13 protein-coding genes are annotated in these 13,413 nt (G+C 71.1%); 6 read left to right on the forward strand and 7 right to left on the reverse strand.

What is annotated here, in order from left to right:
• Positions 1-327 precede the first annotated feature (327 nt).
• Together D9V36_RS04245 and D9V36_RS04250 are read left to right on the forward strand one after the other, a co-directional pair.
• Positions 328-840 (forward strand): hypothetical protein, encoded by a 513-nt coding sequence (locus tag D9V36_RS04245; RefSeq protein WP_129292568.1) that lies wholly within the window; start codon positions 328-330, stop codon positions 838-840.
• A 137-nt stretch (positions 841-977) separates the two neighbouring features.
• Positions 978-2,351 (forward strand): hypothetical protein, encoded by a 1,374-nt coding sequence (locus D9V36_RS04250; protein ID WP_241720700.1) that lies wholly within the window; start codon positions 978-980, stop codon positions 2,349-2,351.
• 46 nt (positions 2,352-2,397) lie between these two features.
• Here D9V36_RS04250 and D9V36_RS04255 read toward each other — a convergent pair whose 3' ends face one another.
• From D9V36_RS04255 to D9V36_RS04270, 4 genes are all read right to left on the reverse strand, one after another.
• Entirely contained in the window at positions 2,398-3,027 is a 630-nt protein-coding gene (locus D9V36_RS04255; protein ID WP_241720701.1) for a hypothetical protein, read from the reverse strand.
• A complete protein-coding gene (locus D9V36_RS04260) occupies positions 3,024-4,361 on the reverse strand; it encodes a molybdopterin-dependent oxidoreductase (protein ID WP_129292570.1) in 1,338 nt (445 codons plus the stop codon). The genes D9V36_RS04255 and D9V36_RS04260 overlap by 4 nt, the downstream gene beginning before the upstream one ends.
• Positions 4,362-4,504: 143 nt before the next feature.
• Complete coding sequence (locus D9V36_RS04265; protein ID WP_129292571.1) at positions 4,505-5,134, reverse strand: CBS domain-containing protein; 630 nt, start codon at positions 5,132-5,134, stop codon at positions 4,505-4,507.
• Between the two features lie 154 nt (positions 5,135-5,288).
• A complete protein-coding gene (locus tag D9V36_RS04270) occupies positions 5,289-6,188 on the reverse strand; it encodes a universal stress protein (protein ID WP_129292572.1) in 900 nt (299 codons plus the stop codon).
• Positions 6,189-6,591: 403 nt separating this feature from the next.
• On the opposite strand from D9V36_RS04270, the gene D9V36_RS04275 reads away from it, so the two are divergent.
• The 3 genes from D9V36_RS04275 to D9V36_RS04290 all read left to right on the forward strand — a co-directional run bounded on the left by D9V36_RS04275 (position 6,592) and on the right by D9V36_RS04290 (position 9,015).
• Positions 6,592-6,795: a cold-shock protein gene (locus tag D9V36_RS04275; protein WP_042152846.1), complete on the forward strand. Its 204-nt coding sequence runs from the start codon at positions 6,592-6,594 to the stop codon at positions 6,793-6,795.
• A gap of 343 nt (positions 6,796-7,138) precedes the next feature.
• On the forward strand, positions 7,139-8,647 hold the full coding sequence (locus tag D9V36_RS04285; protein ID WP_129292574.1) for a DEAD/DEAH box helicase: 1,509 nt from the start codon (positions 7,139-7,141) through the stop codon (positions 8,645-8,647).
• 53 nt (positions 8,648-8,700) lie between these two features.
• The gene (locus tag D9V36_RS04290) at positions 8,701-9,015 is read left to right on the forward strand and encodes an SCO5918 family protein (RefSeq protein WP_129292575.1); all 315 of its coding nucleotides are present in this window, start codon (positions 8,701-8,703) and stop codon (positions 9,013-9,015) included.
• Between the two features lie 106 nt (positions 9,016-9,121).
• Here the strand turns inward: D9V36_RS04290 and D9V36_RS04295 are convergent, their stop codons facing one another.
• A complete protein-coding gene (locus D9V36_RS04295) occupies positions 9,122-9,499 on the reverse strand; it encodes a hypothetical protein (RefSeq protein WP_129292576.1) in 378 nt (125 codons plus the stop codon).
• A 147-nt stretch (positions 9,500-9,646) separates the two neighbouring features.
• Between D9V36_RS04295 and D9V36_RS04300 the strand changes: the two genes are divergently transcribed.
• A complete protein-coding gene (locus D9V36_RS04300; protein ID WP_129292577.1) occupies positions 9,647-10,051 on the forward strand; it encodes a VOC family protein in 405 nt (134 codons plus the stop codon).
• A gap of 85 nt (positions 10,052-10,136) precedes the next feature.
• On the opposite strand, the gene D9V36_RS04305 is transcribed toward D9V36_RS04300, so the two are convergent.
• Together D9V36_RS04305 and efeB are read right to left on the reverse strand one after the other, a co-directional pair.
• The gene (locus D9V36_RS04305; protein ID WP_129292578.1) at positions 10,137-11,984 is read right to left on the reverse strand and encodes a phospholipase C; all 1,848 of its coding nucleotides are present in this window, start codon (positions 11,982-11,984) and stop codon (positions 10,137-10,139) included.
• 171 nt (positions 11,985-12,155) lie between these two features.
• Entirely contained in the window at positions 12,156-13,409 is a 1,254-nt protein-coding gene (efeB, locus tag D9V36_RS04310) for an iron uptake transporter deferrochelatase/peroxidase subunit (RefSeq protein WP_129298176.1), read from the reverse strand.
• Between the last annotated feature and the right edge of the window lie 4 nt (positions 13,410-13,413).

Raw genomic sequence — 13,413 nt, forward strand, 5'->3', positions numbered from 1 at the left:
GACGCCTACGGTTTCGTCGGGATGTTCCGGTTTCTGCAGGAGTCAGGCAACGGACCGCGACGCGCGTCATGCGACGTGTACTCCCCGTCATGGTGGGCGACTCCCCCGCACACATGGGCAGCTCGCCTCGCCCCGCAACCCGACCAGCGGATGCAGCCACGAGATGCGTCACGCACCATGGGCGTAAGAAGATCCAGATCCTCGCACCACTCGGGATGACCGATGACAGAGCATCCAGGACTTCCTCGTGCGAACCACCGGCGTGCGCCGCAGGGCCACTCGGCACGGCCGACTACCGGAACCGGACCGCCCGGCTGCCCCCACCGCATGTCCGTGGTGACCCTCACTCGGGTCTTCCACGCCGTGCCCGCCGCCGTGCTCCTGGCCCTTGTCGTGGTCCTCACCGGCGTCGGGGCGTTCACCGGCACTGCCCGGGCGGACAGCACCCGTTCCCGGACGACCACTGCTACGGCCACGGCTACGACTACGGCAGCGGCCTCGTTCCCGGTCCCGGCCGCGCTCCGTGCGGTCGCCCCGAGTCAGCCTGCGCCCGAGCCCACGGATGTGGTCCAGACGTATTTCAGCGTCATCAACGACCGTGATTTCGTGGCCGCTTGGGCGATCGGCGGGCGGCAGCACATCGCGGGCCGGTCGTACGACGCCTTTGTGGCGTCCTTCAACACCGTGTCAAAGTTCGACGTCACGATCGTATCGGTGCAGGGCAACAAGGTTGCGGTCGAGCTGGACGCCACACAGACCGATAACTCCCATCGGCATTACGCCGGCACCTACACCGTTGTGGACGGCGTGATCGTGGCCGCCGGCATCCACCCCAAGTGACCGTACGGGTGCCGCGGCTCTCGACCGCTGTCAGAGCCCCGGCTCTCCCCCGCGCCCTCCGCAGGCCTCTTTGAGCCGACTCCCTCAGGCCCGGTGTCGCCCGGGGTAAGCGGCCCGGGCTGACTTACCGTGGCCGGGTGACAGCAAGTGCAGGCAAGCGCGCATGCCGCCGTGACCTGTGGGCGGTTGCCGGTGCGGTGGCGCTGTGCGTACTGGCGGCGGTCGTGGGACGCGTCATCAACCGGACCATTTACGGTGTCGAGGGCATTCTGCGGCTGGAGTGGCCCCCGTTGTACGCCTGGTGGCTGCCACATGCCGGCCCCGGCACTCCGGCGGCGGTAGCCGTCGCCGCGCTGGTGGTGGTCTACGGTCCGTCGACCGCACGGCGTCTGTCGTGGCGGGCGCTGGTGTGGGCCGTATGGGCCGCGGCGATGGCCTGGACGTGGTCGCTCGCACTGGTGGACGGATGGGAACGTGGCGTCGCCGGGCGGCTGACCACTAGCCTGGAGTACCTGCGGTCCGTCGACGACGTGCACGATGTGGGGGCTTTTCTACGGGACTTCACCCACCACATCCTGGTCGGCTCGCCCGGCCTCTGGCCTGCGCATGTGGCCGGTCATCCGCCCGGCGCGCTGCTGACGTTCGTCGGCCTGGACCGGATCGGGCTGGGCGGCGGCGCCTGGGCCGCCGCCTGGTGCCTCACCGTCGGGACCTCCCTCACCGTGGCCGTCTTGGTGACCGTCCGGGTGTGTGGTGGTGAGGAACTGGCGCGCCGGGCCGCCCCGTTCCTCGTGCTGGCCCCCGCGGCGGTATGGATCGGGGTCAGCGCCGACGGCTACTTCGCGGGCGTGGCAGCCTGGGCCCTCGCCCTGCTGGCCATGGCGGCCGCACGGAGCACACGGGTACCGCGCCTTGCCGCGCTGGGCGCGGGGCTGCTGCTCGGCTGGTCCTGGTACCTGTCCTACGGCCTGACCCTGCTCGTCCTCCCCGCGGCCGCGGTGCTGCTGATCGCGCGCTCGGCCCGCCCGCTGCCCTGGGTGCTGCTGGGCGCGCTGGTGTGGGTGGTGGCGTTCACCTGGGCCGGCTTCTGGTGGCCGGAGGGCTATACGACCCTGGTCGAGCGCTACTACCAAGGCGCCGCGAAGGTACGCCCGTACAGCTACTTCCTCTGGGCCAACCTGGCGGCCCAGGTACTGAGCGTGGGCCTGGCCACCGTCGCCGGGCTGCGCCGCGCCGCCGGTCCGCTGTGGACGGCGGTACGCGGCATGCGGCGCGCGGCGCCGACCGGGCGGGGTGCCCTCGCCCTTCTGGTCGCGGCAGGGCTGTGCATGCTGCTGCTCGCGGATGTGTCCGGGATGAGCAAGGCAGAGACCGAACGGATCTGGCTGCCCTTCGCGGTGTGGACGCTGCCCGCGTGTGCGCTGCTGCCACGTCGCTTCCACTCCTGGTGGCTGGCCGCGCAGGGGCTCCTCGCCCTGCTGGTCAACCATCTGTTGCTGACCGGCTGGTGACCATGGCCGGCGCCCACCGCTGACGACCGGCGCGCGGCAGGCACGTCTACTCCTTCCGGTCCGGGGGAGCAGGCGGAGGAGGTGCCGAGGGAGGCGGAGCCGGAGGAGCAGGCGGTGGTGGCGGCGACGGGGGTGGTGCCGGGGGCGGTGCGGGAGGCAGCGGGCTCTCGGACGGCGCACCGGCCGCATACGTGCGCCACAGGGCGAACAGCAGACACACCGCGGAGGCCGCGAAGAGCGCCGCCGTGATCAGCAGCCAGCGGCCCCAGAACACCTCGGACGGCAGGGCGGTGTACAGCGAGAACTCCGGGACCCTGCGCAGGATGAGCGGATACCACACCAACAGCAGCAGGAGGGCGACGAAGGCGGGCACCCTGAGGTAGTTGATCCCACCTACCACCACGGGCGCCGGGGTGTCCGCGGGCGCGGGGGCTTCCAGGTCGCGCCGCCGGCGGCGCGGGCGCCGGACGAGGCGTTGTGCCATGCGGTCGGTGACGCTGTAGAACGGCAGGAAGACCAGGTCGTGCAGGAGGGCCGCGCCGACGAACCAGAGGAGGACACCGAGGGTGTCTCCGGTGAGCAGTCGCACGCCCGCGTACCCGGCCAGGAAGAAGGAGCACAGGACGAGGAGGAGGTGAAGCGGCGACGCCCCGTAGCGGGCGCGGAAGCCCTTCACGGGGTGTCCCCGAAGGTGAGGCGGGCGACCCATTTGGTGTTGTGCACACCGGGGTTGGCGGGGACGATGATGCGCGCCGGGTACCCGTGGTCCGGGGAGAGGTCGGCGCCGTTGACCCGGAGGGCCAGCAGCGATCTGGCATCGCGTACCTGGTTGTCGCGCAGATGCGTCGAGCGGAAGGCGCCGGCGCGCTGCACGGACTCGACGAAGACGCCCGGTGGGCCGTGGCGCAGTCCGACGAGAGCGGCGAGGTCGGTCAGCCGGACGCCGCTCCAGTGCTGGTCGTCGGTGGACCAGCCCTCGACGCAGGCGATGGGCAGGGCGGCCGTGTGCTGAGGGAGGGCGAGGAGCTGTGCGCGGGTGCAGCTCTTCTCCCGGCCGTTGCCGCGTACGACCAGCCGCCAGTCGGGGCCGATGTCGCGGGCCCGGATCCCGACACTCGCCGCGGTCTTGTTGATCTGGAAGCCGTTGGGCCCCCGCCCCGGCTCCTGGCCGCGCGGAGCCAGCAGCGCGGTGCCGCGGAGGGCACCGCCGATGCTCTGCCCGGCCGTGACGAGGAGCAGGCCCAGTGACCCCGCACCCACCAGCCCGAGAGCGCCACGCCGCGACATGGTGACAGGCGCGGGGTGCGGGGTCACCAGCCCGGTGCTGTCGGCCGGTTCGCCGGTCGTCCGGGCGGCGGGGGTACGCAGCTCGGTGCGCAGGCGGCGGCTGCGCAGGGCCTTCGCCATCACGGGGACACGGAAGGCGATATGGACGAGGAAGGCACCGATGAACACCCAGGCGCCGTAGAAATGCAGGGTGTAGAAGGAGCCCGGGAAGATGTAGTGCAACTGGATGTTCAGCACGCCGGTGACGAACTCGAACAGCGCCCCGCCCACGAGCAGCAGCAGCGAAAGCCGTTCCAGCGCATGGCTCGCCGAGCGCAGCGGCGGCCAGGAGAACAGCTTCGGGATCACCGACCACAGCTTCGCCAGCAGCACGGGGATCAGCACCACACCGAGCGTGACATGGATGCCCTGGGTGAGGCGGTAGAGCCAATACGGGCTGGTCGGCCAGGAGAAGAGGTAGAAGCCCAGCCAGCCTTTACCCGGTGTCTGGTCGTTGCCCACAGCCAGCTCGGGGTTGTAGGCGGCGTAGGACAGCAGTCCGGTGACGAAGAGCACAGGGAGGCCGATGAGCAGGACCAGCCCGAACACCGAGGTCAGCCACGGTCCGCGCAGGGGGCTGCGCCAGAACGCGGGGCGTGCCGGACCGGGCGGCGGACCGCTTGGCAGGCGACGGGCGCCGGAGGCGGGGTGGTGCGGCTCGTCGTCATGGTCGCGCGGCTCCATGGCATCCCTTCGCCGTTTCCGGGCCGGCTCGGCCGGCCGCCCAGGGAAAAGATATGCGGCAAGTGGCGCATATCACGCGAACCAGGGCATTCCGTCGAGCGTGGGGCGCCGCCTGCCGAGGAACGGCTTGCCGGCTGCGCGCTCTACTCCGAAGCCCCCTGCCCCCGCTCCTGCCCGGACGTGTCGTCCCGCAGGTAGGCGAGCCGGTCGACCACCTCGACGACCCCGTCGACGCTTTCGCACAACCGCACGGCAATGGGGACGAGGCTCTTGTGGTCCACGGTGCCGGTGAGCGTCACGGTGCCCTCCGCCACATCGACCGTGACCGCGGACGGGGACACCCCGAGCGTCCGCGTCAGCACCTCCTCCAGCACCTCCTCCCGGATGGCGCGGTCCCGGCGCAGGAACAGCCGCACCAGGTCGCTGCGGCTGATCACACCGATGAGCCGGCCGCTGCCATCGACCACGGGCAGCCGCTTGACCTTCTTCTTCTCCATCGTTCTGGCCGCTTCGACGACACTCCACTCGGGCCGGGCCACCACGGCGGGACTCGTCATGATCGCCTCGGCGGTGGTCGCCCCCAGCTTGGCGAGCTGCCTGCGCAGCAGATCGGCCTCGGACACCACGCCCACCGGCCGCTCGTCCTCATCGAGAACCGGGACGGCGGTGATGTCGTACTCGTCGAGCAGATGGGCGATCTCCTTGAACGGAGTGCCCCGCTGGACGACGACGGCGTGGGGTGTCATCAGGTCGGCAACGCTGCGGTGCGTCATCTTCGGCCAGTCCCTCCGGGTGGTGCACGGGCCGGATCTCACCGGCCTCACGGGCGGGAATCCGGTACGGACAAGCCTGCCTCGGAGCGGCGCGGGGCGCGCAGGGCCCGACGGGTCCGGCGCGTCTCCGGCCACGCTCGATCGCGGGGGCCGGTCATTCGTGCGGTACCACCGCGATCGGGCAGGTCACATGGTGAATGGCGGCATGCGCCACCGGGCCGATGCGGGGTGCGAGCGGGGGCCGGTGCAGGGTGCGGCCGACCACCAGCAGCTCGGCCCCGAAGACCGACTGGACCAGGGCCCGGGTCGGGCTCTCCGGCAGAACGGTCCGCCGCACCGGCACCTCGGGGAATCGCTCACACCACGGACGCAGCGCGTCCTGCAGCTCGGCATCCGCTTCCTTGGTGAGTTCCGTCGCGGCATCGGGGTCCAGGCCCCACGGGGTATAGGCGTCCACGGGGAGCGGACGCCCGTGGACGGCCTGCAGCGCAAGCCCCCGGCCGGCCGCGGCGTCGAAGGCGAAACCGAGCATCCGCTCGCACGAGCCGTTCAGGCTCAGGCCGGCGACGATCCGCGCTTCGGGGGCGGGCGGCGGGCCGTCCGGGGGTTCGTGGCGCGGTGGTTTCGCACGCCCCGCCTCCTCCCGGACGAGAACGACCGGCCCCTTGGCCCGGCCCACCACGTCCAGGCTCACATCACCGAGCACATAGCTCTCCCACGGCCCGAGCGCCCGCGATCCGAGCACGACCATCCGCGAATCGCCGGCCGCACCCAAAAGCGCCGGTTCGGCCTCCGCCCCCACCAGGTCCTCGATGATCCGCAGCCCGGGATGGCGTTCGCGCACCTCGTCCCGGGCCCGGCGCACGACCTCCCGGGCGCCGTCGTTCCGGTCCCGGTCCGCGGGCGCCTGCGGCGCCCCGGCGGCCGGCAGTATCCATGCGTGGAGAAGCCGCAGCGCCCACTGCCGCCGGTCCGCTTCGTCAGCGGCCCAGTGCGCGGCCGCCAGGCTCTCCGGCGAGCCGTCGAGTCCCACGGTGATGACTTCCGGCTCCATGCCGCCTCCCACCGGGTACGACGTCTCCGCCCCGCCTTCCCCATCGTGGCTCCGATCGCCGGAGCCTGCCAGGCCGTACGGCCTGCGGCTGCGGCGCGGTGGCACCGGGGCCCGGGGAGTGTCTCCCCGGCCTCCGCGGGCCGTGGGCACCGGACACCTGACGGGCCGGTGCCGGATTTTCCTGGCCGGATCGGGCGGGAGCAACAGCCGCGCAGGGCCGCTGGTGCCGTGCTACTGTCGATCTCAGTTGCAGTTGTGGTTCCCAAAGACTTCACGCTACCTCGCCGGCTTTCCAGGCCGGCGGGAACGCTTTTGTATTTCCGGTTTTCCGGAGGGGCAATCATCGCGGCGACGCGGGGTCCGCACAGTGCGGCCCCGGGCACTGCCCCGAAGGAGATATGACATGGCTACTGGCACCGTGAAGTGGTTCAACTCGGAAAAGGGTTTCGGCTTCATCGAGCAGGACGGCGGCGGCGCTGACGTCTTCGCCCACTACTCGAACATCGCCACCCAGGGCTTCCGTGAGCTGCAGGAGGGCCAGAAGGTGACCTTCGACGTCACGCAGGGCCAGAAGGGCCCGCAGGCCGAGAACATCCTCCCCGCCTGACACTGACGCGTCACACCGCAGCTGGGGCCCGCACCTTGGGTGCGGGCCCCAGCTCGTTGCCCTTTGCGGAATGCGCTGTGCGTGCCGTCGCGGCCGCACGAGCGACAAGGGGCAGCCTGTTCGGCGCCGGAACCGCAGCCCGCTGCGGCAGCACGGCAGCCGTCCGGTCCGGTGCTCGGGCACCGTCTCCGCCGCTCTTTGCGGCGGCACTTTTTCACGCGTCGGCGGTCGATTCCGCCCCGCCTCGTTCCATCTGTTTTCTACGGTCCGTGCTGCGATTCTTTTGTGTGTGGCTGAAAGCTGCCGGGAATTCTTCGACGTACCGCATCGAGGAAGGTTCTTCATGAACCGCACAGCTCGCCCGAACGACCGCTCCGCCCGGAACCGTTCCAACGGCTCCGCCGGCTCCGGCCGCGGCGGCTACCGCTCGCAGGCGTCGAACCGGTCCGGTGCCAAGCGGCGTCGGCCCGCCGCACGGCCGGAAGAGTTCGCGCTGCCCGTCACGCACACCCCCGCGCTGCCCCCGGCCGAGAGCTTCGCGGCACTGGACATGCCGCCCGCGCTGCTGGCGTCGCTGACCGCGGAAGGGGTGACGACGCCCTTCCCGATCCAGGCCGCCACGCTGCCGAACTCGCTGGCCGGGCGTGACGTTCTGGGCCGTGGGCGCACCGGCTCGGGCAAGACGCTCGCCTTCGGCCTGGCCCTGCTGGCCCGTACCGCCGGCCTGCGCGCCGAGCCCGGACGGCCGCTCGCCCTGGTGCTGGTCCCCACCCGCGAGCTGGCGCAGCAGGTCACCGATGCGCTCACCCCCTACGCACGGTCGCTGTCGCTGCGGTTGACCACCGTGGTCGGCGGGATGTCGATCGGCCGGCAGGCGAGTGCGCTGCGCGCCGGGGCCGAAGTGGTCGTCGCGACGCCCGGACGGCTCAAGGACCTCATCGGCCGTGGTGACTGCCGCCTGAACCAGGTCGCCATCACCGTGCTGGACGAGGCCGACCAGATGGCCGACATGGGCTTCATGCCCCAGGTCACGGCCCTGCTCGACCAGGTGCGGCCCGAGGGCCAGCGGATGCTCTTCTCGGCCACTCTGGACCGCAACGTCGACCTTCTGGTCCGGCGCTATCTGACCGACCCCGTGGTCCACTCCGTCGACCCCTCGGCCGGCGCCGTCACCACCATGGAGCATCACCTGCTGCATGTCCGCGACGCCGACAAGCACGCCACCACCACGGAGATCGCCGCCCGCGAAGGCCGGTCGATCATGTTCCTGGACACCAAGCGCGCCGTGGACAAGCTCACCAAGCACCTGCTGAACAGCGGTGTGCGCGCCGCGGCACTGCACGGCGGAAAGTCCCAGCCCCAGCGCACCCGCACCCTGGCCCAGTTCAAGACCGGCCAGGTCACGGTCCTGGTGGCCACCAACGTCGCGGCCCGCGGCATCCACGTCGACAACCTCGACCTCGTCGTCAACGTCGACCCGCCCACGGACCACAAGGACTACCTGCACCGCGGCGGCCGTACCGCGCGGGCCGGCGAGTCCGGCAGCGTCGTCACCCTCGTCCTGCCCAACCAGCGCCGCGAAATGGACCGCCTGATGGCCGACGCGGGTATCACCCCGCAGTCCACCCAGGTCCGCGCCGGGGAGGCCGAACTGAGCCGCATCACCGGCGCCCAGGCCCCTTCCGGGGTTCCCGTCACCATCGCCGCACCGGTCGTCGAGCGGCCTAAGCGCAGCGGCTCCTCCACCCGCGGCCGCCGCAGCCGCTCCGCCCAGGCCCGTCGCTCCACCGGATCGCCCCGTACCGCGACCGGGGCGTCCCCTCGGCAGCGGTCCGGCGGCAAGACGTCATGACCACCAGCTCGGCCCGCCCGTTTCCGGCTTCTCCTCGACCCTGAAGAGGCACTATGCGCGTTGTCATCGCCCGCTTCCCCTTCGACTTGATCAAGACCGAGGTGCAGGATGCGATGAAGGGCATCAAGCCCGAACCCATCACGGGCGAGTCCGTGCAGATCGGCACCCGTCACTACCCCGTCAAGCAGGTCGGGGAGATCATCACGCGGCAGGACCGTCGTGATTTCTCCGCCGGCGAGGTGACCCGGGCACTGACCCGCCTCGGCTTCACCTGTCGCTCCGCGGCCCCGGTCGCCCGCACCCCGCTCGAGGAGGCGTCGGACCTGCTCCAGGCGCCGGCGTCTCCGGACTGGAACCCGGAAAGCTGACACCACGGCAGCACAGCGGCATGGCGGCATGGCGGCATAGCGTCACCGTGGCATGGCGTCACCGTCATGGCTCATGCCGTCATGCCGGCCGGAATTGCGTCGGTGATCAGCGGTCGGAGTAGCGGAAGTCGCCCACCGTCCAGGCGCTCACTTCCTCGATCGCGACCCGGTACATCCCGCCGGTCTCGGGCAGGCCGAAGCTGCCCTGCAGGATCCTCGCCACGTGGAAGTGCAGATGCGTGGGCGGGCCGCTCCGGTGGGCCGCGCGGGAGTGCGTACCGGTGGAGGAGAAGAGCGAGGAGAACGGCCCCAGCCGTTCCGATTCCTCCAGGACCTCGGCCACGCGCTGCCGCCACACGGCCTCGGGTGCCAACCGCCCGGTGAGGACGGCGCCTTGGACCGCAACGGTGAGAGACATCTGATTGCTCTGCTCGGACTCCACCATGGCGGCGATGTCGACGAGCAGTTCGTCGGGCTTCGACATGGCAGCAGACTTTACTGCCGTGACCGGCCCTTGGCAGCACACACGCGCGCGAGAGCCGCGCCGCTTCCCCGGAGTGCCGGAGCCCTTACGGGGTACCCGTCCGGACGGGGCGGGCGGTGTGCCCGTCGGCAGGAAGGGAAGCGGCGGATGGCCATAGCCAAGACCAGCGTCCTGGTACTGGATTGCGCGGAGCACGCGGCGCTGGCGGATTTCTACGCACAGTTCCTCGGCGGAGAGGTGCGGGTCGGGACCAGCCCGGACTACATCGAGGTCGTCGAAGGCGGCACCGTCCGTCTCGCGATACGGCGGGACCGCGGTGCGGCGCCGCCGAGTTGGCCCCGGCCCGATGACTCACAACAGGCGCATCTGCACTTCCTCGTCCCGCAGGACAACATGGACGAGGCGGAGCGCGAGGCGGTCAGCCTGGGGGCACGGCCCTTGCAGACCCGCGAGAACGGCGGGCCCTACGACGCCCGGCGCTACTCGGACCCCGCGGGCCACCCCTTTGTGCTCGCCGCGAGCGAAGGGCACTCCCTGGGGCAGGCGAACTGAGGCTCACCGTCAGCGGCCGCGGGCCGGGCCCCTTGCCCAGGGTCCCGGCCCGCTTCGCGTCCCGGCCACGGGTGGTGCGGTGTGATCAGGCGGTCCGGTGGTGCTCCTTGCGCCGGCGCAGTACCAGGAAGGTGCCGGTGACGCCTGCCGCGACCACGGCCGCGCCGACGCCCACCGGGAGCAGGGGGAAGCCGGACGGTTCGCCGGCCGAGGCCAGGTTCTGCAGCGAGGCGCCCGGGTCGATGCTCGTGGCGACCGGTGCGACATGCCGGATCGGGCCGACCGACTTGACCGAGCCGTCCGCGTTCAGCAGCACCTGCTTGTTGTTGGGGTGACGGAAGTCGAACATGCCGTTCAGAGAGCCGGCCCGGGCGTCGAAGGAGGCATCTCCGATCCGGCCGGTGTGCCAGTTGTTCTCGATGAACTTGATGATCGAGGTCTGCTCGGTCGGGGTGTGGTCGATCTTGTTGACCCTGCTGTACGGGGAGATGACCAGCAGCGGCTGCCGGGTGCCGGGGCCGCAGCGGTCCGCATAGCCGCCGGCGGCCGCGGGACCCGCCTGGCAGGCGGGGCTGTCGGTGGCCTTGCCGTTGGAGCCGGTGGAGGTGTCCTTCGAGCCGTTGCGCGGCTTGGCGAAGGCGTGGTCGTACCAGCCGTCGGAGTCGTCATAGGCGACGACGACGGCGGTGTCCTTCCACTGCGGCGACTGCTGGATGCGGTTGATCCGGTCGACGAGGAAGTGCTGTTCGTCGACCGGGTCGGAGTAGGCGGCGTGGGCGTCCTGGTACTCGGGGGCCTTGAGGAAGCTGACGGCCGGCAGCTTGCCCGCCTTCAGGACGGCGTCGAAGTCGCTCAGGTCGTAGTTGTGGTTGGCCCGTCCGGCGTGACCGACCTCGTCGACGCTCTTCGGCGGCAGGTGGTGCGGGTTGGAGGTCGACTTGTAGTACTCGAACGGCGAGTGGTGCGGGCTGTAGTCGACGACCGCCGCTCCCCCGACGTTGGTGTGCGTGGTCCCGCCGCACTTGGCGTAGTGGTCCGGCTTGCCGTCCCAGCCGGTACTGGGCCGGAAGCCACCCTGGAACCATCCCCAGCTGACATGGCGGGAGTTGAGGACGTCGCCGATGTTGCGCCCCTTCATGGCGGCGAGCGCGTTGGTGCCGGTGTGGTCCTTGTTGGAGCAGTCGTCGTAGGCCGGGTCCGGGTCGTTGACGACCGTGCCCACGCCTCGCGCGTCGGGCGACTGCACGGCGTGCGCATCGGGTTTGTCGGTCTGCCGCGGGTTCTCGGTGCCGGAGGCGGGGTCCATGGAGACGACGCCGTGGGTCTGTCCGGAGACCAGGTTGAGCGCGCCCGGTGTGGAGGGACCGTAGACCGAGCTGAAGGAGCGGTCGCCCAGGGAGTAGTGCTGGGCGTAGTTCCACAGGCCGGTGACGGTGTTGCCGTCGTAGTAGTCCATCACCAGGCCGGGCTCGCCGAAGAGACCGCCGGAGCACTTGCCGGAGTCGGTGTTCTGGACGAACCGGTCGGCCTTGCCGCCGTTGTACGCGTACTGCTCGGGCCCGTAGTCGTGGGTCTGGTCGCAGGTCATGGCCTGCTGTGGCGTGAGCCGCTTGGGCGCGTACTGGTTGGGGTTGTGCTTCAGCAGCCCGGCGGTGCGCAGGTTGTCGATGTCCCGGGGCGTGTGCGGGGAGGCGGTGAACTTGGTGCCGTCGGTGTTGGCGGCCTCGGGATAGGTCGCGAAGTAGTGGTCGAAGGAGATGTTCTCGTCGAAGAGCACGACCACGTGCTTGACGGGGGTGGCCGTACGGGAGGAATCGGGGTGCTGCGGCCCGGCGGCCCATGAGGGCGCGCCCGCGCCCAGGACCGTGAGGGCCGCGGCACCCGTGAGGGCCCCCAGACGCCGTATCGCTGCTCGTCTTCCCCTACTGGCCATGCTGGTTCACCCTCCGGGCCGGGACGTGATGTTGCTGTACGAGCGGATGCTCTGCCGGGCGGACGGCGTTCCGGCAGAGCCATCATGGCGCCGGAGTGAACAGTGAGTCAGGTATGCCAGGACAAACCTTGACCGGGTATTGACCCTTCGGAGGCCCACGGTGTGCGCCGATCAGCCCAGCAGGGCCCGGCCGTACCAGTCCTTCTCCTCGCGCACGCCCGGCAGCGCGAAGAAGTAGCCGCCCCCGAAGGGCGAGATGTAGTCCGTCAGCGGCTCGCCGGCCAGCCTGCGCTGTACCGTCTCGAACTGGCGGGCGAGGTCGCGCTGGTAGCAGCAGAACAGCAGGCCCATATCGAGATTGCCGTTGCTGTCCACTCCCCTGTCGTAGTTGTAGGCCCGGCGCAGGATGCGCTGACCGGTGGTCGACGGGGTGCGCGGATTGGCCAGCCGGATATGGCTGTCCAGGGGGATCACCTCGCCCTTGGGGTCGCCGGGATAGTCGGGGGCGTCGTGTTCCCGGTCGCCGTCCAGCGGCGCTCCGGTCTCCCGTGAGCGGCCGAACATGCGCTCCTGTTCGGTCAGCGACACCCGGTCCCAGAACTCCACCAGCATGCGGATCAGCCGCACCACCTGGTAGCTGCCGCCGACCGCCCACTCAGGCTCACCGTCCCGCGCCCCGACCCACACCAGGCGGTCCATCTCCCCGGCCGCGCGGGCATCGGGGTTGGCCGTGCCGTCCTTGAAGCCCATGAGGTTGCGCGGCGTCCCGGACGGCCGGGGCGGGCTGGTGAAACCGTCGAGCCGCCAGCGCACCTGCATACCGCCCCGGGTGTGCCGGGCGATATCACGCAGGGCGTGCAGCACGGTGTCCGTGTCGTCGGCGCACAGTTGGAGGCTCAGGTCGCCGTGGCACCAGTCGGACCGCAGGTCGTCGTCGGGGAAGGAGGGCATGGCGGTCAGCCGGCGCGGCGCACGCCCGTGCAGCCCGAACCGGTCGTCGAACAGCGACGCGCCCACGGCGAGGGTCACCGACAGCCCGCCCGCGGGGACCTGGGCGCCCAGGAGGCCCGAGTCGGTGGGCGGACCGGTGATACCGACCGACGCCGGTATCCCGCCGCCGGTCAGGAAGCGGGCGCGTGCGGTGACGGTACGCATCAGCTCGGCCAGTTCGCGGCGGTTCTGCGCGGTCACATCGAACGCGGTGTACGCCGTGACCCGGCGGGGCGGCGCGAGCACCGAGGCCTGGCGCGGGCCGTGGAAGGGCACCGGCGGGGTGGCCCCGGCGACCGTCCCGGGGCCGGTCATCAGGGCCGGTGCACCGGCCCGGTGTGGCCCGTCGTCGGCGGCCGCTGCGCCACCGGCCGCCAGCCCGGCTCCGGCGAGCGCCGCTCCCCTCAGGAATCCCCGCCGGCCGACACCGCTCATGTCC

The organism is Streptomyces lydicus, assembly GCF_004125265.1.
GTDB lineage: Bacteria > Actinomycetota > Actinomycetes > Streptomycetales > Streptomycetaceae > Streptomyces > Streptomyces lydicus_C.

Coding starts and splice junctions, on each gene's coding strand:
- D9V36_RS04245 (WP_129292568.1), top strand. CDS start 328: ATGTCCGTGGTGACCCTCACTCGGGTCTTCCACGCCGTGCCCGCCGCC.
- D9V36_RS04260 (WP_129292570.1), bottom strand. CDS start 4,361: ATGGAGCCGCGCGACCATGACGACGAGCCGCACCACCCCGCCTCCGGC.
- D9V36_RS04265 (WP_129292571.1), bottom strand. CDS start 5,134: ATGACGCACCGCAGCGTTGCCGACCTGATGACACCCCACGCCGTCGTC.
- D9V36_RS04270 (WP_129292572.1), bottom strand. CDS start 6,188: ATGGAGCCGGAAGTCATCACCGTGGGACTCGACGGCTCGCCGGAGAGC.
- D9V36_RS04275 (WP_042152846.1), top strand. CDS start 6,592: ATGGCTACTGGCACCGTGAAGTGGTTCAACTCGGAAAAGGGTTTCGGC.
- D9V36_RS04285 (WP_129292574.1), top strand. CDS start 7,139: ATGAACCGCACAGCTCGCCCGAACGACCGCTCCGCCCGGAACCGTTCC.
- D9V36_RS04290 (WP_129292575.1), top strand. CDS start 8,701: ATGCGCGTTGTCATCGCCCGCTTCCCCTTCGACTTGATCAAGACCGAG.
- D9V36_RS04295 (WP_129292576.1), bottom strand. CDS start 9,499: ATGTCGAAGCCCGACGAACTGCTCGTCGACATCGCCGCCATGGTGGAG.
- D9V36_RS04300 (WP_129292577.1), top strand. CDS start 9,647: ATGGCCATAGCCAAGACCAGCGTCCTGGTACTGGATTGCGCGGAGCAC.
- D9V36_RS04305 (WP_129292578.1), bottom strand. CDS start 11,984: ATGGCCAGTAGGGGAAGACGAGCAGCGATACGGCGTCTGGGGGCCCTC.
- efeB (WP_129298176.1), bottom strand. CDS start 13,409: ATGAGCGGTGTCGGCCGGCGGGGATTCCTGAGGGGAGCGGCGCTCGCC.